General features: G+C 43.2%; 17 protein-coding genes, 1 other RNA gene and 1 other annotated feature. Of the genes, 16 read left to right on the top strand and 2 right to left on the bottom strand.

The window, feature by feature from the left end; all coding sequences use genetic code 11:
* Positions 1-14: 14 nt before the first annotated feature.
* The 3 genes from GKC25_RS11830 to dtd all read left to right on the top strand — a co-directional run bounded on the left by GKC25_RS11830 (position 15) and on the right by dtd (position 3,342).
* Positions 15-527, top strand: a complete 513-nt coding sequence (locus GKC25_RS11830) for an adenine phosphoribosyltransferase (RefSeq protein WP_034661543.1) — start codon at positions 15-17, stop codon at positions 525-527.
* Between the two features lie 142 nt (positions 528-669).
* Positions 670-2,880, top strand: a complete 2,211-nt coding sequence (locus tag GKC25_RS11825; RefSeq protein ID WP_268495743.1) for a RelA/SpoT family protein — start codon at positions 670-672, stop codon at positions 2,878-2,880.
* A gap of 18 nt (positions 2,881-2,898) precedes the next feature.
* On the top strand, positions 2,899-3,342 hold the full coding sequence (gene dtd, locus GKC25_RS11820; protein WP_060596866.1) for a D-aminoacyl-tRNA deacylase: 444 nt from the start codon (positions 2,899-2,901) through the stop codon (positions 3,340-3,342).
* A gap of 97 nt (positions 3,343-3,439) precedes the next feature.
* Here the strand turns inward: dtd and GKC25_RS11815 are convergent, their stop codons facing one another.
* Positions 3,440-4,996 carry an SH3 domain-containing protein gene (locus tag GKC25_RS11815; protein WP_425389182.1) on the bottom strand — a complete coding sequence of 519 codons (1,557 nt, stop codon included), beginning with the start codon at positions 4,994-4,996 and terminating at the stop codon, positions 3,440-3,442.
* A gap of 161 nt (positions 4,997-5,157) precedes the next feature.
* Between GKC25_RS11815 and GKC25_RS11810 the strand changes: the two genes are divergently transcribed.
* From GKC25_RS11810 to GKC25_RS11790, 5 genes are all read left to right on the top strand, one after another.
* Positions 5,158-5,328, top strand: coding sequence for a YrzK family protein (locus GKC25_RS11810; RefSeq protein ID WP_003216250.1), 171 nt, complete (start codon positions 5,158-5,160; stop codon positions 5,326-5,328).
* A 58-nt stretch (positions 5,329-5,386) separates the two neighbouring features.
* Positions 5,387-5,626: a binding site (T-box leader), on the top strand.
* Between the two features lie 73 nt (positions 5,627-5,699).
* Positions 5,700-6,974, top strand: coding sequence for a histidine--tRNA ligase (hisS, locus tag GKC25_RS11805; RefSeq protein WP_034661532.1), 1,275 nt, complete (start codon positions 5,700-5,702; stop codon positions 6,972-6,974).
* Between the two features lie 18 nt (positions 6,975-6,992).
* Positions 6,993-8,771, top strand: a complete 1,779-nt coding sequence (gene aspS, locus GKC25_RS11800; RefSeq protein ID WP_342689801.1) for an aspartate--tRNA ligase — start codon at positions 6,993-6,995, stop codon at positions 8,769-8,771.
* A 77-nt stretch (positions 8,772-8,848) separates the two neighbouring features.
* Positions 8,849-9,029, top strand: a non-coding RNA gene (ssrS, locus tag GKC25_RS11795) — 6S RNA.
* A gap of 92 nt (positions 9,030-9,121) precedes the next feature.
* Complete coding sequence (locus tag GKC25_RS11790) at positions 9,122-9,886, top strand: tRNA threonylcarbamoyladenosine dehydratase (RefSeq protein ID WP_034321354.1); 765 nt, start codon at positions 9,122-9,124, stop codon at positions 9,884-9,886.
* 33 nt (positions 9,887-9,919) lie between these two features.
* Here GKC25_RS11790 and GKC25_RS11785 read toward each other — a convergent pair whose 3' ends face one another.
* Positions 9,920-11,185 carry a replication-associated recombination protein A gene (locus tag GKC25_RS11785; RefSeq protein WP_034661526.1) on the bottom strand — a complete coding sequence of 422 codons (1,266 nt, stop codon included), beginning with the start codon at positions 11,183-11,185 and terminating at the stop codon, positions 9,920-9,922.
* Between the two features lie 208 nt (positions 11,186-11,393).
* Between GKC25_RS11785 and cymR the strand changes: the two genes are divergently transcribed.
* The 8 genes from cymR (at position 11,394) to GKC25_RS11745 (ending at position 18,256) form a co-directional block, all read left to right on the top strand.
* On the top strand, positions 11,394-11,813 hold the full coding sequence (cymR, locus tag GKC25_RS11780; protein WP_012010726.1) for a cysteine metabolism transcriptional regulator CymR: 420 nt from the start codon (positions 11,394-11,396) through the stop codon (positions 11,811-11,813).
* An 18-nt stretch (positions 11,814-11,831) separates the two neighbouring features.
* A complete protein-coding gene (locus GKC25_RS11775) occupies positions 11,832-12,974 on the top strand; it encodes a cysteine desulfurase family protein (RefSeq protein ID WP_095285502.1) in 1,143 nt (380 codons plus the stop codon).
* Positions 12,975-13,069: 95 nt separating this feature from the next.
* Positions 13,070-14,188 (top strand): tRNA 2-thiouridine(34) synthase MnmA, encoded by a 1,119-nt coding sequence (gene mnmA / locus GKC25_RS11770; RefSeq protein ID WP_095285501.1) that lies wholly within the window; start codon positions 13,070-13,072, stop codon positions 14,186-14,188.
* Positions 14,189-14,248: 60 nt separating this feature from the next.
* Entirely contained in the window at positions 14,249-14,902 is a 654-nt protein-coding gene (locus tag GKC25_RS11765; RefSeq protein WP_034661516.1) for a tetratricopeptide repeat protein, read from the top strand.
* 19 nt (positions 14,903-14,921) lie between these two features.
* Positions 14,922-17,306 carry an SF1B family DNA helicase RecD2 gene (recD2, locus tag GKC25_RS11760; RefSeq protein ID WP_060596861.1) on the top strand — a complete coding sequence of 795 codons (2,385 nt, stop codon included), beginning with the start codon at positions 14,922-14,924 and terminating at the stop codon, positions 17,304-17,306.
* A 134-nt stretch (positions 17,307-17,440) separates the two neighbouring features.
* Positions 17,441-17,899 (top strand): PRC-barrel domain-containing protein, encoded by a 459-nt coding sequence (locus GKC25_RS11755; RefSeq protein WP_034662034.1) that lies wholly within the window; start codon positions 17,441-17,443, stop codon positions 17,897-17,899.
* A gap of 13 nt (positions 17,900-17,912) precedes the next feature.
* The gene (locus GKC25_RS11750; protein WP_003216308.1) at positions 17,913-18,104 is read left to right on the top strand and encodes a hypothetical protein; all 192 of its coding nucleotides are present in this window, start codon (positions 17,913-17,915) and stop codon (positions 18,102-18,104) included.
* Positions 18,105-18,124: 20 nt separating this feature from the next.
* A complete protein-coding gene (locus tag GKC25_RS11745) occupies positions 18,125-18,256 on the top strand; it encodes a YrzQ family protein (protein WP_003216198.1) in 132 nt (43 codons plus the stop codon).
* Positions 18,257-18,281 lie beyond the last annotated feature (25 nt).

The following is an 18,281-nucleotide window of genomic DNA, read 5'->3' as shown; positions in this document are numbered from 1 at the left end:
AGGAAAAGGAAAAGATGGATTTAAAACAATATGTGACAGTTGTACCTGACTACCCAAAGGAAGGTGTACAATTTAAAGATATTACAACGTTAATGGATAAAGGCGAAGTGTACCGTTATGCAACGGATCAAATCGTTGAATACGCGAAGGAAAGAGACATTGATCTCATTGTTGGACCTGAAGCGCGTGGATTCATTATTGGCTGCCCTGTAGCATACGCACTAGGTGTAGGTTTTGCACCAGTTCGTAAAGAAGGAAAGCTTCCTCGTGAAGTCGTTAAAGTCGATTACGGCTTAGAATATGGTAAAGATGTATTAACGATTCATAAAGATGCGATTCGTCCTGGTCAGCGTGTCCTGATTACAGATGACTTACTTGCGACTGGTGGAACAATTGAAGCATCCATCAAGCTTGTAGAGGAATTAGGCGGCGTTGTGGCAGGAATTGCATTCTTGATTGAGTTGACGTATCTGGACGGCAGAAAGAAGCTTGACGGTTACGACATCTTGACGTTAATGCAATACTAATGGAGTTTTACGCAAAAAGCACTCGGTAAGAAGGGTGCTTTTTTCCTATCAAAAATCTTTTAGCGGACTTCTTCTCTTTACATCTATCGAATTTTTCTTGATAATAAACTACAATACAGTTTTCATTTAAAAAGGTGATTCCATGGCGAACGAACAAGTTTTAACGGCGCAGCAGGTCATTGACAAGGCAAGAGAATACCTGCCCGCTGAACATATTCAATTTATAGAGCAAGCATATGAATATGCTGAAAATGCACACAAGGAGCAATACCGGAAATCTGGTGAGCCTTATATTATCCATCCAATTCAAGTGGCGGGGATTCTTGTTGACCTTGAAATGGACCCATCGACCATTGCAGGCGGTTTCCTGCACGATGTTGTCGAGGATACGGATGTGACATTACAGGATTTAAAAGAGCATTTTAACGAAGAAGTTGCGATGCTTGTTGATGGTGTGACAAAGCTCGGGAAGATTAAATATAAATCACAAGAAGAACAGCAGGCCGAAAACCATCGAAAAATGTTTGTGGCAATGGCGCAGGATATACGCGTCATCTTAATTAAACTGGCAGACCGTCTGCACAATATGAGAACGCTCAAACACCTTCCTCAGGAGAAGCAGCGAAGAATTTCAAATGAAACACTTGAAATCTTTGCACCGCTTGCGCACAGATTAGGGATTTCAAAGATTAAGTGGGAGCTTGAAGATACAGCGCTCCGTTACTTAAATCCGCAACAATATTACCGGATCGTGAATCTCATGAAGCGCAAACGAGCGGAACGTGAGGAATACTTGGACGAGGTTGTTAATGAAGTGAAAGACCGTGTGTCAGAGGTGAACATCAAGGCTGAATTTTCCGGCAGACCAAAGCATATTTATAGTATTTATCGCAAAATGGTCCTGCAAAATAAGCAGTTTAATGAAATTTATGATCTGCTGGCCGTTCGTATTTTGGTTGACAGCATTAAAGACTGCTATGCCGTGCTCGGGATTATCCATACATGCTGGAAGCCGATGCCAGGCAGGTTTAAGGATTATATTGCGATGCCAAAGCCGAACATGTACCAATCCCTTCATACAACAGTGATTGGGCCAAAAGGTGACCCGCTTGAAGTTCAGATCCGTACAGTGGAAATGCACGAAATTGCAGAGTACGGAATTGCAGCGCACTGGGCATACAAAGAAGGAAAAGAGTCAGCAGAATCAACGGAGGAAGCTGTCTTCCAGAAGAAGCTCTCTTGGTTTAGAGAAATCCTTGAATTCCAAAATGAATCGACAGATGCAGAAGAATTTATGGAATCATTAAAGATCGATCTCTTCTCTGATATGGTGTTTGTGTTTACTCCAAAAGGAGATGTCATTGAACTGCCGTCGGGTTCCGTTCCGATTGACTTCTCTTACCGGATTCACTCGGAAATTGGGAATAAAACGATTGGTGCTAAAGTCAACGGAAAGATGGTCACGCTCGATCATAAATTGAAAACAGGTGACATTATTGAAATTCTGACATCTAAGCACAGCTATGGACCAAGTCAGGATTGGGTCAAACTTGCCCAAACCTCCCAAGCGAAGCACAAGATCAGACAGTTTTTCAAAAAACAGCGCCGTGAAGAAAATGTCGAAAAAGGCCGAGAACTCGTGGAGAAAGAAATCAAAAACCTTGAGTTTGATGTCAAAGACATTCTGACAGCTGAAAACCTGCAAAAAGTGGCTGACAAATTTAATTTTTCAAACGAAGAGGACATGTATGCAGCGGTTGGTTATAACGGAATTACTGCACTCCAAGTCGCCAATCGTTTAACAGAAAAAGAAAGAAAACAAAGAGATCAAGAAGAACAAGAGAAAACTGTTCAAGAAGTGACAGTAGAGTCAAAGACGTATCATGGGAAAAAACGAGAAGCAGGCGTAAGAGTCAAAGGGATAGATAACCTGCTTGTCCGCTTATCTAAGTGCTGTAATCCTGTTCCAGGTGATAGCATTGTTGGTTTTATTACGAAAGGCAGGGGCGTATCTGTTCACCGTGATGACTGTCCGAACGTGAAGACAGGAGAAGCGCAGGAACGGTTAATCCCGGTAGAGTGGGAGCATGAACAGCCTGCTCGAAACCGTAAAGAATACAATGTGGAAATTGAAATATTAGGATATGATAGACGCGGCTTACTCAATGAGGTGCTTCAAGCAGTCAATGAAACCAAAACGAACATCTCTTCAGTTTCTGGGAAGTCTGACCGTAACAAAGTGGCGACGATCCATATGGCGATCTTTATCCAAAACATTAACCATTTGCACAAAGTAGTAGAGCGCATTAAACAAATCAAAGACATTTACTCTGTTCGCCGATTCATGAATTAGAAAGGAAGTATATCGTCTATGAGGCTTGTAGTGCAGCGTGTGACAAGTGCATCTGTGAAGGTAGAAGAAGAGATCACAGGTGCCATCAATGAAGGGTATATGGTGCTCGTTGGTGTCACACATGAAGATACAGAAGAAGATGTGCTTTATTTAGCAGAAAAGCTTGCACATTTACGTATTTTTGAAGATGAAAACGGGAAAATGAATCATTCGTTATTGGATGTAAAAGGAAGCGTCCTGTCTGTGTCTCAATTTACCCTTTATGGTGATACGAGAAAGGGCAGACGACCGAATTTTATGAAAGCAGCCAAGCCAGATGCCGCGAACTCCCTTTACGAATGTTTCAATAAAGCTCTTAGAGAAAAAGGCATTCATGTAGAAACTGGCCGCTTTGGCGCGATGATGGATGTGTCATTGACCAATTCAGGGCCCGTCACCATCTGGATGGATAGCAAAGAATAGATTCGCTTTAGACTGTAGATAAACTCATGCAGGAGTTTGTTTAGAGTCTTTTTCTTTTGCGATCAAACAAAAAAGAGGCGCAGAGGCCTCTTTCTTTTTAACGGAAATATTGTTTTAATCCTTCCGTCATTCCTTCTGTGACTCGTTCTTGGTAAGAAGCGCTATAAATGATCGCTTCCTCCTGAGGATTGCTTAAATAGCCGAGTTCATATAAAAGAGAAGGGCGTTTGTTCTCTCTTAAAACAAAATAATCTCCGAATTTGACACCCTTATCAGGGATTTGAGAGCGTTTAGCGACTTCTGTATGGACGTTTGTCGCTAATTGCTGGTCTTTTGCTGCTTGATAATAATACGCTGTACTTCCTCTGATACTTGGGTCCATAAAACTATCATAATGAAGACTAATAAATGCATCTGCATTTCTGTAATGAGATGTCGCGACCCTCGATTGAAGGCTGATAAAAGTATCATCACTTCTTGTTAAATAGACACTTGCACCAGAAGCCCTTAATTTGCCTGCAAGTAAATTGGCGGTTTTGATGGTAATGTTCTTTTCAAATGCACCATCTGCGCCAATCGTGCCGCTGTCTTTTCCGCCATGACCAGGATCAAGAACAATCGTTTTTCCTTTTAAAGACCCAGTTCCAGACGATGAATCCTGCTGTGGTCTTGGTGCTTCGCTGCTATTTTTATTCGTTTGAACGACCCAGCTTGCCACATAACCAGTTCCGCCGTTTGATAGTGTCACCTCGTACCAGTCACCTTGCGTGCGAACAATTTGATAGGCAGCGCCTTTTGTGGCTCTTTCTGCAATCCCAGCAGAGGTAGAAGCGCTTTTTCGGATGTTGGTGCCATCGTAGACAATGTACGCTTTCTTTTGGGAAGACGAAGAAGATGAATTCTGTTCACCCGCCGAACTCGCTCCATTGCTTGTGACGATGTAATAGCTTGCAGCCCATCCTTTTACGCCTTTTGCCTCAATTTCATACCAGCCGTTCTGCTCGCGCAAAATGGTGATCTGTGTGTTGCGGGCAAGTGAAGCGACGACTTGTGCATTCGGTGCCGCCGATTGCCTTACATTCAAGCTCGATACGCCAACTGTGCCTGTCTGTTTAGAGCGAGAGGACTCGCCAGAGCTTGATTGAGAAGCTTTTTTGCCGCCTGAAACATAATCAGAGTGAACCCAGCCTACTGCTTGTTTATACGAAATTTTTGTCCATTCGCCGCTTGTTTTCAGCTTTTTAGCGGAAGCGCCTTGCGGGAAAGTTCCGATGACTTGATAGGAAGTTCCAGGGCCTGTCCGTATGCGAAGATCCGAGGCTGTCGATGTAATGGAACTGCTGCCTGATGCGCTCTGATTTTGCGCGTTTGGCTTAGCAGACTTTTGGCTGCCAGATGATGTGGTAATCAGCCATGAGACGACCCAGCCTTTTTGACCGTTCGACAATTGGATCTGCACCCATTCTCCTTGTTTAGTGAGAATGGGATAGCTTTCTCCGCGCTTCACACTAGCTGCGATTCCATAGCTTAAACCAGGGCCCGTTCTCACATTGATTTCATCTGTTGCGACCACAGCTTGATCTGTTTGTGCTGTAGCATGTGTCATAGGCAAAGTACTTGCGATGAGAACAAAACAGGTAAGAAGCATCATCATTTGATTGTGTTTTTTTAGATTCAAAACGGTGTTTTCCCCTCCCTTGTAAAACCGATGAATGTAAATTCGTTATGTAATGGACTAATTCCTTGCAGTTTCCCTAATAAAAATGAATCAATCTGTTTATACTAAATAAAAACGTGATAAAAGGATGTACAAACATGAGATTAAGCAGAAAATTAGGACGAGTGCAATATAATGGACACCGTGATATCGATCGCTGGCAGCACGACGAAATGGATCAACCAGGCTTCCTTGAAGAAACCGCATCTGAATACGGATGTACGTCAAAAGAAGAGCTGGAAAAGAAAAAGAGACACGGCAAGGGTTGACAGAGTGGCAGCACCGACCTTATTATAATATAAATCAACACACTTGAAAATTTAAAATGTGGAACTGATGATAGAGAATAGTAGGGTAAATTGCGTGAGCAGAGAGGAATCGCCTTAGGCTGAAAGCGAATCCGCATGGCATTTATCACGAAAGAACACTCTGTAGGTTTCCTGCTGAACGCTCTAAAAATGAGTCAATAGGCGGAGAACGTGAATCTGCGTTAAGGATTTGAGCGGGAACATGGCTGGATCATGTTCCAACTAGGGTGGCACCACGGGTATAACTCTCGTCCCTACTATACACATAGTAGAGGCGGGGGTTTTTTATATGTCCACATAAAAAATGAATGATGGTCGTAGGAGGACGAAAAATGAGTTTTAATATTCCAAGAGGTACACAGGATATTTTACCTGGAGAGTCAGAACGCTGGCAGTATGTTGAACAAATTGCAAGAGATACATGTGCAGCCTTTCAATACAAAGAAATCCGTACACCGATTTTTGAGCATACAGAGCTGTTTGCACGGGGAGTAGGCGAATCAACCGATATCGTTCAAAAAGAGATGTATACATTTGAAGATAAAAAGGGACGCAGCATCACCCTTCGTCCAGAGGGAACGGCTTCAACTGTACGTTCTTATGTTGAAAATAAATTATTTGCACAGCCCGCGCAGCCAACAAAGCTGTATTACATTGGACCGATGTTCCGTTATGAACGTCCGCAAACAGGGAGATATCGTCAATTTTATCAATTTGGGATTGAAGCGATCGGTTCAAAGGATCCTGCCATTGATGCAGAAGTCATTTCACTTGCGATGAGTGTTTATGAGAAAGCAGGCCTTTCTAACTTAAAGCTCGTCATTAACAGCCTTGGTGACAAAGAGAGCCGTGCAGACTACCGCAAAGCACTTGTCGAGCACTTTGAACCAAGAATTGATGAATTCTGTCATGACTGTCAAACCCGTTTACATCAAAATCCGCTGCGAATTCTTGATTGTAAAAAGGATCGTGACCACGAATTGATGGCAACGGCTCCATCCATTCAAGATTACTTAAATGAAGAATCACGGACTTATTTTGAAAAGGTCAAACAATACTTAACAGATATAGGCATTGAATATGTCGTCGATCCGAACTTAGTGCGCGGTCTTGATTACTACAATCACACGGCATTTGAGATCATGAGTAATGCTGAAGGCTTTGGCGCGATTACCACATTAGCCGGCGGAGGCCGTTATGATGGACTTGTTGAAGGAATTGGCGGTCCTGAATCACCAGGAATCGGTTTTGCTATGAGTATTGAGCGTTTCCTAGCAGCAATCGATGCTGAAGGGATTGATCTTCCACTGCAAGATGGCATTGATCTATACATTGCTGCACTCGGTGATGAAGCGAAGGATTACTCTGTTTCATTATTAAACCGTCTGAGAAAAGAAGGCATTTCAAGTGAAATGGACTATACAGGGAAGAAATTAAAAGGGCAATTTAAAGCGGCTGATCGATTAAAAGCCAAGTTTATTGCAGTCCTTGGTGAAGATGAGCTGGCGCAGCGCATTGTGAATGTAAAAGATACGACAACGGGTGAACAAATTGAAGTGAAGCTTGATGAGCTGATTCAAATGATGAAGGCCCACAAGAAGGCGTAAAGAAGGAGTGGAATGTTTGTGTTTGGTAGAACTTTTTATTGTGGAGAAGTAACAGAAGACCAAATCGGTCAAACCGTTGTATTAAAAGGATGGGTTCAAAAAAGACGTGACCTTGGCGGATTAATCTTTATTGATCTGCGCGACCGTACAGGGATTGTACAAGCTGTCTTCAATCCAGACCTATCAAAAGAGGCACTTGAGACAGCAGAATCGATTCGTAATGAATATGTCCTTGATATTAAAGGAACGGTTGTCGCAAGAGAAGACGCAACGATCAACCCAAATTTAAAAACAGGGAAAATTGAAATTCAAGTCGAAACGGTCAGCGTGTTAAATGAAGCGAAGACCCCTCCTTTTGTGATTTCAGATCAAGCAGACGAGGTATCAGAAGATGTGCGCTTAAAATACCGTTACTTAGACCTTCGCCGTCCTGCTATGTTTGAAACGATGAAAATGCGACATGAAGTCACAAAAGCATTCCGCCATTTCTTAGATGACAACGGCTTTCTAGATATTGAAACACCGATTTTAACAAAAAGTACGCCAGAGGGAGCACGTGACTATCTTGTTCCAAGCCGTGTACATGAGGGAGAATTCTATGCCTTGCCTCAGTCTCCGCAATTATTTAAACAATTGCTGATGGTCTCAGGGATGGATCGTTACTATCAAATTGCCCGCTGCTTTAGAGATGAAGACTTGCGTGCTGACCGTCAGCCGGAATTCACACAAGTCGATATTGAAATGTCCTTTATGAGTCAAGAGGACATTATGACGCTTGCCGAAGAGATGATGGCAAAGGTGATGAAAGATGTCAAAGGCGTAGACCTGACATTGCCATTACCCCGTATGACATATGATGAAGCGATGAATTCTTATGGATCTGATAAGCCAGATACACGTTTTGAGATGAAGCTTGTCAACATTTCAGATACGGTAAAAGATTCCGATTTCAAAGTCTTTAGCGGAGCTGTGAAAAATGGTGGAGCTGTGAAAGCCATCAATGTCAAAGGTGCTGCAGCCAACTACTCAAGAAAAGACATTGATGCCCTTGGTGCATTTGCAGCGAACTACGGTGCAAAAGGTCTAGCTTGGCTAAAAGCAGAAGGGGCAGAATTAAAAGGACCGATTGCTAAATTCTTTGATGAAGCAAAGCAGGCAGAATTAAAGGAGCAGCTGCAAGTCGAAGAAGGTGACCTGTTACTTTTTGTTGCAGATAAGACGTCTGTTGTCCATGATGCACTTGGTGCCCTTCGCCTAAAACTCGGCAAAGAGCTTGAACTCATTGATGAGTCTCTATTCAACTTCTTATGGGTTGTTGATTGGCCGCTGCTTGAAAAAGATGAAGAAGAAGGCCGCTTCTATGCTGCCCATCATCCTTTCACAATGCCAGTACGCGACGATCTTGAATTAATTGAGACAATCCCAGAAGACATGAAGGCACAGGCTTACGATCTTGTACTGAATGGCTATGAGCTTGGCGGAGGTTCGATTCGTATTTTCGAAAAGGATATTCAAGAAAAAATGTTTAGCTTACTTGGGTTTTCAAAAGAAGAGGCATATGAACAATTCGGCTTCCTTCTAGATGCTTTTGAGCATGGAGTTCCTCCGCATGGCGGAATCGCGCTTGGTCTTGACCGCTTAGTGATGCTGCTTGCCGGCCGCTCTAACTTAAGAGATACCATTGCGTTCCCGAAAACGGCAAGTGCGAGCTGTGTGCTTACAGATGCTCCTGGCACTGTAAGCGAAGCGCAGCTTGATGAGCTAAGTTTAGCCATTAAAACAAAAGTAAAACAGTAAAATAGACGCATGGATATGGGCATGTAAACGCTTGAAAAAGCGGCATGCCTATGATATGCTTTCTTCAATCAATAAATAAAGTCCTGATACGTACGGTGGTTACCTAGTTTTGACCGAACATTTTTTTATACGGGAGCTTGCCTTTCCTTTCTGCATAAATGCCTCTTTAGAGGACTTATAAAGTCAGGAAGAAAGCACCCACCTGCATGGTGCGGGGTTCAAAACGAAGGAAAAGCTGGCGGCGTTGTCGGGACTTTTTTGTGTTTTTTTCTTTTTCAGAAGGATGACGAAGAAGTTTGAATATGATATGATTCTTTCGATTCATTTTAAATAAAGGTGGAGTGAGGCACTTGTTACATCAGTTTTCAAGAAACGAGCTTGCTATAGGCAAGGAAGGCTTAGATATATTAAAAAACAGTACAGTTGCAGTGCTTGGTGTGGGCGGCGTTGGCTCATTTGCAGTTGAGGCACTCGCTCGTTCAGGCGTTGGCCGTATTGTTCTTGTTGATAAAGATGATATTGATATTACAAATGTGAACCGTCAGCTGCCAGCATTGCTTTCAACAGTTGGTCAGCCAAAGGTTGACTTAATGCAGGCGAGAATCGCTGATATTAATCCAGAATGTGAAGTTGTTGCGCTTAAGATGTTTTATACAGAGGAAACATATGAGCAATTTTTTGAGTATCCGCTTGATTATGTCATCGATGCGTCAGATACGATTCACTATAAAATTCATTTAATGAAAGAGTGCCTGAAACGCAATGTGAACATTATTTCGAGTATGGGTGCTGCAAACAAAACAGATCCGACCCGCTTCAAAATTGATGACATTTCAAAAACACATACCGATCCAATTGCAAAAGTCGTGAGAACGCGTCTGCGCAAAGAAGGGATTCGTAAAGGAATTGAAGTCATTTTCTCTGATGAAAGTCCGATTGTGATTCGCGAAGATGTCAGAAAAGAAGTTGGAAATGATGAAGCGAAGATTCGCAAGGCACAAATGCCGCCATCATCCAATGCGTTCGTCCCGTCTGTTGCAGGGCTGATCATGGGTGGTCATGTCATTATGAAGCTTTTAAAAGATATTCCAATTACACGTGTGAAGGATAAATAAACAGCCCGCCTGCTAACATGCAGGGGGCTTTTTTTATTTTTGGCGTTTTAAATTCTCATATACCTGTTTCAGTGCGCCTTCAAATTTGCCTGTTTGCTTCGGTTCATAGTATTGCTTGTTTTTCAGCGGATCAGGTAAGTATTGCTGCTTCACCCAGCCGTTTTCATAATCGTGTGGGTATAAGTAATCGACACCTCTGCCGAGTGCTGTAGCTCCTTTGTAGTGAGCATCCTTTAAATGAACAGGGATTTCACCAATTTTCCCTGAGCGAATGTCACCCAGCGCCGCATCAACCGCCTTATATGCCGAGTTGGATTTAGGAGAAAGACACAGTTCAATGACTGCGTTAGCCAGCGGAATTCGTGCTTCCGGGAAGCCGACTCTTTCTGCTGTTTGAACAGCGCTTAACACACGAGGACCTGCCTGCGGACTAGCTAAACCAATATCTTCGTAAGCCATCACGAGTAATCTCCTTGAAATGCTTTCAAGGTCTCCTGCTTCAATCAGTCTGGCAAGGTAATGCAGCGCCGCATCTGCGTCAGATCCTCTAATGGATTTTTGAAAAGCCGAGAGGACATCATAATGAGCATCACCATTCTTATCATGTGAGAAGCTCTTTTTTTGTAAACATTCTTCTGCTGCGGCAAGAGTGATCATAATATGCCCAGCCTCATCTGCTTTTGTCGATAAGACAGCTAATTCTAACGCATTTAAAGCAGAGCGTACGTCTCCACCGCATCCATTGGCAAAATGATTCATCGCTTCATCGTTCACTGTCACCTCATAACCGCCAAGCCCGCGATGTTCATCCTGTAACGCTCTTGTTAACGCAGCTTTGATTTGCTCTGTTTCAAGCGGTTTTAGCTCAAATATTTGTGTCCGGCTTCGGATGGCAGGGTTGATCGCATGATAGGGGTTAGCGGTCGTTGCGCCAATTAAAATGATCATGCCATTTTCTAAATAAGGAAGAAGGAAATCCTGCTTTCCTTTATCAAGCCTGTGAACCTCGTCTAAAATAAGGATGACCTGGCCGCTCATTTTCGCTTCAGCGGCGACAGCTTCCATATCCTTTTTGTTATGAATGACTGCATTCAACGTCCGAAACGCAATGCTTGTACTGCCAGCGATCGCGGTCGCAATCGATGTTTTGCCGATGCCCGGCGGTCCGTATAAAATCATCGAGGATAAATGTTTTGCCTCGACCATTCGTCTAATAATTTGACCTTCTCCAACGAGATGCTCCTGCCCAATGATGTCTTCAATATGACTTGGGCGCATCCGGTACGCTAAAGGTTTCATGATTATCTCTCCTAAAGCAATGTCTTGTTTGTATAGAGTACCGAAATTTCTTCAAATAGAAAAGGGATGCGTCCTCCTAAAGCGCTCAGAACCGGCAAATGAAAGTTGGCTGAAAGTATGATATAATTGCTTTTGGTCTATATATCAGCGTATATGAAATCAGAAAAATAATTGATGACATAGAATAGAAAACGCAGAGGTGTTTAACTTGAAAATTTCAACTAAAGGCAGATATGGTCTGACGATCATGATCGAATTAGCCAAAAAACATGGCGAAGGCCCCACATCATTAAAATCAATCGCTCAAAACAATAATTTGTCTGAGCATTATTTAGAGCAGCTTGTCTCACCACTTCGGAATGCCCGTCTTGTGAAAAGTATTCGCGGTGCATATGGCGGCTATGTTCTTGCACATGAACCAAACGAGATCACAGCCGGTGATATTATTCGTGTTTTAGAAGGACCGATTAGTCCTGTCGAAGTCATCGAAAACGAAGAACCAGCAAAGCGTGAACTTTGGATTCGGATTCGTGATGCAGTAAAAGACGTACTAGACAATACAACTCTTGAAGACTTGGCAAGCTACACAGATGACGGAAATCAAGACGCGTATATGTTCTATATTTAGATCAGAGGTGTACCGGAAATGGAACGAATCTATTTAGATCATGCGGCCACAACGCCAATGGATCAGCGTATTGTGGACAAGATGATGCCTTACTTTACAGAGATATTTGGCAATCCCTCTAGTATTCATTCATATGGGCGCGAGGCAAGAAAGTGGCTCGATGAAGCAAGAGAAGTGATTGCAGGAGAATTACACTGTAAACCACAGGAGATCATCCTCACAAGCGGAGGAACAGAGGCGGACAACCTGGCGATTACAGGTGTGGCCATGGCAAGACAGCATAAAGGAAAACATATCATCACAGCAAAAACAGAGCATCATGCGGTGCTGCACACATGTGAACGCCTAGAGAAGCTAGGATTTGACGTGACATATTTAGATGTGGATGAAACTGGATTGATTCATCTTGAACAACTAAAACAAGCACTGAGAGATGATACGATTCTTGTGACCATCATGTACGGCAATAATGAAACAGGTGTGATTCAGCCAATCAAAGACATTGGCGAGCTTTTACACAATCACACTGCTCATTTTCATACAGACGCCGTGCAGGCGTTTGGAACAATGCCTATTGATGTAGCAGACCTTCATATTGATCTCTTATCTGCTTCTGGCCATAAGCTAAATGGTCCAATGGGAACAGGCTTTTTATATGTAAACGAAGGCGTGAAACTTTCTCCGCAAATATTCGGAGGAGAACAAGAAAGAAAACGCCGTGCTGGCACTGAAAATGTGGCAGGGATCGTTGGACTTGCAGAAGCAGTTCAATTAACGAAGCAAAATAGAAGAGAAAAAGCCATGCATTATGGTAAGCTCAAAGAAATCATGCTGCAAGTATTCGAAGAGGAATCACTCAATTTCTCTGTCAATGGGCACCCGAAAGAGACATTGCCTCACATTTTAAATGTTCATTTCCCGGGCGTTTCCATCGAATCGTTACTTGTGAATTTAGATATGGAAGGAATTGCTGTTTCAAGTGGATCTGCATGTACGGCTGGATCCGTCCTTCCTTCGCACGTGTTAAGCGCCATGTATGGCGAAGAAGCAGACAAGCTGACGTCCTCAGTCAGAATAAGCTTCGGTCTTGGGAATGAAGAGGATCATGTGAAGCAGGCGGCGCGCAAGATAGCAGCTGTTGTCAAACGCTTAGCCAAATAAATGCTCCTCTTTTGTTCGTGTGTGAAAAATGAAACAGCCAAGCACCTGAAGAACGAAACGCACATGCTGTTTCATTGAAAATGGAGTTGATGAAGATGACAAAAAGACCAGAAGACACAAGAGTTGTGGTCGGTATGTCCGGAGGAGTCGATTCATCAGTTGCGGCTCTTATGCTAAAGGAGCAAGGCTATGATGTAATCGGCATATTTATGAAAAACTGGGATGACACAGATGAAAATGGTGTATGTACAGCAACGGAGGACTATGAGGATGTCATCCGCGTGTGTAACCAAATTGGAATCCCTTATTATGCGGTGAATTTCGAGAAGCAATATTGGGACAAAGTGTTTCAATATTTCCTTGATGAATATAAAGCGGGCAGAACGCCAAATCCAGATGTCATGTGTAACAAAGAAATTAAGTTCAAAGCGTTCCTCGAGCATGCATTGTCACTCGGTGCGGATTATTTAGCAACAGGCCACTATGCGCGCGTCGACAGAACTGGCGATGAAGTCAAAATGCTAAGAGGTCTTGATGCCAACAAAGACCAAACGTATTTCTTAAATCAGCTGACTCAGGAACAGCTTGATAAAGTCATGTTCCCAATCGGTGATCTAGAGAAGAAAAAGGTTCGTGAATTGGCAAAAGAAGCAGAGCTCGCAACAGCAACGAAAAAAGATTCAACCGGTATTTGCTTTATTGGGGAAAGAAACTTTAAAACGTTCCTCAGTCAATATTTGCCTGCGCAGCCTGGCGTGATGCAGACAATGGACGGAGAAGTCAAAGGTGAACATGATGGACTGATGTATTACACGATCGGTCAACGCCAAGGTCTTGGCATTGGCGGCAGCGGTGATCCTTGGTTTGTCGTTGGAAAAGACTTGAAACAAAATATCTTGTTTGTTGAACAAGGTTTCCACAATCCACTTTTATATTCTGAAAGCATTTCAGCCGTCAATATCAGCTGGACTCGTCCTCATATTGTCGGCGAAAATGGTGAATTAACATGCACAGCCAAATTCAGATACCGTCAAGAAGATCACCATGTGAAGGTCAAAATGACAGGTGAGCAAGAAGCGATGGTCATCTTTGATGAACCCGTTCGTGCTGTCACACCAGGACAAGCGGTTGTCTTTTATGATGGCGACGAATGTCTTGGCGGCGGAACAATTGACGATGTCTTTAAGGACGGCCAAAAGCTGTCGTATGTGTAACATGTTTTCAAAACCTCAACGTCGCTGTTGAGGTTTTTTAATGAAAGGATGAGAGAGCGAATGAATCATAACGAAATTGGCATAGAAGCCTTAAATCAAGGCAACATCGAAAAAGCAGCTGAAGCTTTTACGAAAGCCATTGAAGAAAGCCCAAAAGACCCGGTTCCATATATTAACTTTGCGAACTTGCTTTCAAGCATCAATGAATTTGAACGTGCGTTAAACTTCTTTCAAAAAGCCATTGAACTTGATCACGCCGCAGCTGCAGCCTATTACGGGGCAGGAAATGTATACACATTAAAAGAAGACTTTATGAAAGCAAAAGACTATTTTGAACAAGCACTACAAGCTGGCATGGAAAATAGTGATTTATTTTATATGCTGGGGCAGACGCTCATCAAATTAGAGCAGCCGAAGCTTGCGATGCCCTATCTTCAGCGTGCCATCGAACTGAATGAAGAAGATAATGAAGCAAGATTCCAATTTGGCATGTGCTTAGCAAATGAACAATTGCTGGAAGAAGCGGTGACAACCTTTACCGAGGTGGTCGCGCGTGATCCGCAGCATGCAGATGCCTTTTATAATTTAGGGGTTGCGTATGCATACTTAGAGAAAAAAGACGAAGCACTTGAGATGCTAGGAAAAGCCATTGACGTGCAGCCTGACCATATGCTGGCACTACATGCGCAAAAGCTGATTCAAGAGGCAGAATAGACGGAAGGAGGGAAGACCTGTGCAGGAACATCCAGATCAAATGAAGCTTGAGGACGAACCGTTTTTAAAGGGGACAGTTCAAGCCGTTATTTTCCATAATGAAAGTAATTTATACTCGGTGTTAAAGGTGAAAGTCATTGAAACATCGGAAAACTTAGAGGAAAAAACAGCATCTGTCACAGGCTACTTCCCAGCACTTCATGAGGAAGAAACTTACACCTTCTATGGCAAAGTCACAAGCCATCCGAAATTTGGTGAACAGTTTCAGGCCACTCATTTTCAAAAGGAAGTACCGACAACGAAGCAAGGAATCATTCATTATCTCTCAAGTGATTTATTTGAGGGAATAGGGAAAAAGACGGCGGAAGAAATTGTGGGGCAGCTTGGCAATCAGACGCTTCATAAAATTATGCGTGACCCAGCTGTTTTGTATGATGTTCCGCGCTTATCAAAAAAGAAGGCAGATAAGCTGGCCGCAGCGCTCCAGGAACATCAAGGATTGGAACAAATCATGATCAGCCTGAATCAATATGGCTTTGGTCCTCAGCTCAGCATGAAGATATACCAAGTGTACGAGAGTGAAACGCTGCAAAAGATTGAGGAAAACCCGTATCAGCTCGTCAAGGATGTCGAAGGGATCGGATTTATTAAGGCGGATGAGCTTGGCGCTAGAACCGGCATCTCAGGAAATGACCCAGAGCGAATCCGTGCAGCCCTGCTTTATACAGTCGAAACAGCAAGTCTTCAGGACGGTCATACGTACATACAAACGAAAGATTTGATCGTTGAAACCCGCAAGCTGCTCAATCAGACAGGCAATGAGTACAAAGTGACGGAAATGGATGTCGCCAATCAGATCATTGCACTTGGCGAAGGGAAAGAGATGATCATTGAAGATGAGCGCTGCTATCACCCGTCCTTATTTTATGCGGAGCAAAGTGTCGCCAAACGGATACAAAAAATCGTCTCCCAAACGGAATATGCAGATCAATTCCCTGAATCGGAATTCCTGCTCGCACTTGGCGAGCTCGAGGAACGGCTGGGCGTCCAGTATGCGCCGACACAAAAGGAAGCGATTCAAAAGGCACTCATGTCCCCAATGCTGCTTTTAACAGGCGGACCTGGGACTGGGAAGACAACGGTCATTAAAGGGATTGTTGAGCTTTACAGCGATCTTCACGGTGTATCTCTTGATCCGAGTGATTACAAAAAAGATGAATCCTTTCCATTTGTGCTTGCGGCGCCAACTGGACGAGCAGCTAAACGGATGACAGAATCAACAGGGCTTCCAGCTGTAACCATTCACCGTTTGCTCGGCTGGAACGGATCAGAGGGCTTTTCGCATGATGAGGAACAGCCGATTGAAGGAAAGCTTGTCATCATTGATGAATCAAGTATGCTGGATATTTGGCTTGCGAATCACTTGTTTAAAGCGATTCCTGATCATATCCAAGTGATCATGGTAGGAGATGAACATCAGCTTCCATCTGTCGGACCAGGCCAAGTGTTAAGGGATTTACTTGCCTCACAAGCCGTACCAGCTGTTACACTGACAGATATTTACCGGCAGGCAGACGGCTCCAGCATTGTTGAACTTGCACATGATATGAAAAATGGCGTACTGCCAAAAGATATTACCGCACGTTCAAAGGACCGATCCTTCATAAAATGCTCAGCTGATCAAATGAAAGAAGTGATTGAGAAAGTCGTCAGCAATGCTGCTCAAAAAGGCTATTCAGCAAAAGACATTCAAGTGCTTGCGCCAATGTATAAAGGGAAAGCAGGCATTAATGAGCTCAATAAAATGCTGCAGCACATTTTGAATCCTAAAAAACCAAAGGGCAGAGAAATCCCGTTTGGTGATGTGGTGTACCGGACCGGTGATAAAGTGCTTCAGCTTGTGAATCAGCCGGAAAATAATATTTTTAACGGTGATATCGGCGAAATTGTCTCGATTTTTTATGCGAAAGAAAACACGGAAAAAGAAGACATGGCTGTGATCTCCTTTGATGGGAATGAAATCACCTTTACAAAAAAGGATTTTCATCAATTTACACATGCCTATTGCTGCTCCATCCACAAATCACAAGGCAGTGAATTCCCAATCGTTGTGCTGCCAGTCGTGAGAAGCTACTACAGAATGCTAAGGCGAAATCTGCTGTACACAGCCATTACACGAAGTAAAAAGTTTTTAATCCTGTGCGGCGAGGAATCAGCGCTGGAGTGGGGCGTGAAAAACAATGAGGATTCGCTCAGACAAACGTCCTTAACGATGCGGCTGATGCAAACTGATGAAGTTATGGATGCGGAGCTTGCAGCGCTCCAAAAAGAGCTTCCGTTTAGCGTACATGACGCAAATATTGGCATGGAGGGAATCACTCCATTTGATTTTATGCATGAATAAAAGGCTTCCAGATGGGAGCCTTTTTAGCGTGAAAAGAAATCCTCATATTCCGTTCATGGAAGCCATTTCTTCGTATGAGTATCGAAGCAAACGCACACGATAAGACTGTTCCGCAAAAGGTGGTTGAGCACATTTTGAGAACATGTCGAGAGCTTGAAGGAATGTCAATCTATACAGGTGAGCTGTCTCATTCACTTGGTTCCATTAAAGATATTTGCTTATTAGCCGGAGGCAGCTGCGGAGGATATGTGTTAGATGGGAAAAAGAAAGACTGTGCACTCATTCCATTCTCTGCTGGTGATCAGCTGACAGACAAAGGCTTATATGTGAGCTGCCAGGAGGGAGTAGGCATGGATTCCTCTGCCCCATCCTTCTTATTTTCGAAATTGAAAAAGAAAATGATGCAGTCACCTGAGGGTGAAAATTTAGGCATTTTGGAAGATGTATACTTTTGCACAAATTCGGGCACAATCGTAGCATATGAACTCTCGGACGGCTTCTTTACAGAGCTATCAGGGATTCGAAAACAGCTGCAGGCTGCCGGAACCTTGATCAACGTTCAAAAGGAAGCACTTGTTCTAAACCGAACGTAAAGAGGTGCTGATTATGCTCATTTGCCCAAATTGCAAATGTAAAGACATCGGAAAAATTGGGGTCAATCAATATTATTGCTGGGGCTGTTTTATTGAATTGACGCTGTCAAAAGGCAAAATATCTACACACCAAGTGGAAGAAGACGGGACACTAAGCAGCTTAGATGATCTGTTTAGTGATGATGAACGTTCAATTCAACTATAAGTGTTAAGGGGGAATTTCGAATGGGCAAAATGACTTCTTCACTATTAACGCTTGGTGCAGGTGCACTCGCATATCACTTTGCAAGTCGATATGATATGCCATCAAAGCGGGATATGAAAAAGCTAAGAAAACGTGTTATGAGAATGATGTAAACAAAAAGGCATCCGCCAAGAGCGG

The sequence above is a fragment of the Bacillus pumilus genome, from assembly GCF_038738535.1.
Lineage (GTDB): Bacteria > Bacillota > Bacilli > Bacillales > Bacillaceae > Bacillus.
The sequence above is the reverse complement of the archived record's forward strand: the minus strand, read 5'-3'. Positions and strand labels throughout refer to the sequence as shown.

Bases quoted from the DNA above. Each gene is read 5' to 3' on its own strand.
- GKC25_RS11830 (WP_034661543.1), top strand. From the start codon at position 15: ATGGATTTAAAACAATATGTGACAGTTGTACCTGACTACCCAAAGGAA.
- GKC25_RS11825 (WP_268495743.1), top strand. From the start codon at position 670: ATGGCGAACGAACAAGTTTTAACGGCGCAGCAGGTCATTGACAAGGCA.
- dtd (WP_060596866.1), top strand. From the start codon at position 2,899: ATGAGGCTTGTAGTGCAGCGTGTGACAAGTGCATCTGTGAAGGTAGAA.
- GKC25_RS11815 (WP_425389182.1), bottom strand. From the start codon at position 4,996: ATGATGATGCTTCTTACCTGTTTTGTTCTCATCGCAAGTACTTTGCCT.
- GKC25_RS11810 (WP_003216250.1), top strand. From the start codon at position 5,158: ATGAGATTAAGCAGAAAATTAGGACGAGTGCAATATAATGGACACCGT.
- hisS (WP_034661532.1), top strand. From the start codon at position 5,700: ATGAGTTTTAATATTCCAAGAGGTACACAGGATATTTTACCTGGAGAG.
- GKC25_RS11785 (WP_034661526.1), bottom strand. From the start codon at position 11,185: ATGAAACCTTTAGCGTACCGGATGCGCCCAAGTCATATTGAAGACATC.
- GKC25_RS11775 (WP_095285502.1), top strand. From the start codon at position 11,832: ATGGAACGAATCTATTTAGATCATGCGGCCACAACGCCAATGGATCAG.
- mnmA (WP_095285501.1), top strand. From the start codon at position 13,070: ATGACAAAAAGACCAGAAGACACAAGAGTTGTGGTCGGTATGTCCGGA.
- GKC25_RS11765 (WP_034661516.1), top strand. From the start codon at position 14,249: ATGAATCATAACGAAATTGGCATAGAAGCCTTAAATCAAGGCAACATC.
- GKC25_RS11750 (WP_003216308.1), top strand. From the start codon at position 17,913: ATGCTCATTTGCCCAAATTGCAAATGTAAAGACATCGGAAAAATTGGG.
- GKC25_RS11745 (WP_003216198.1), top strand. From the start codon at position 18,125: ATGGGCAAAATGACTTCTTCACTATTAACGCTTGGTGCAGGTGCACTC.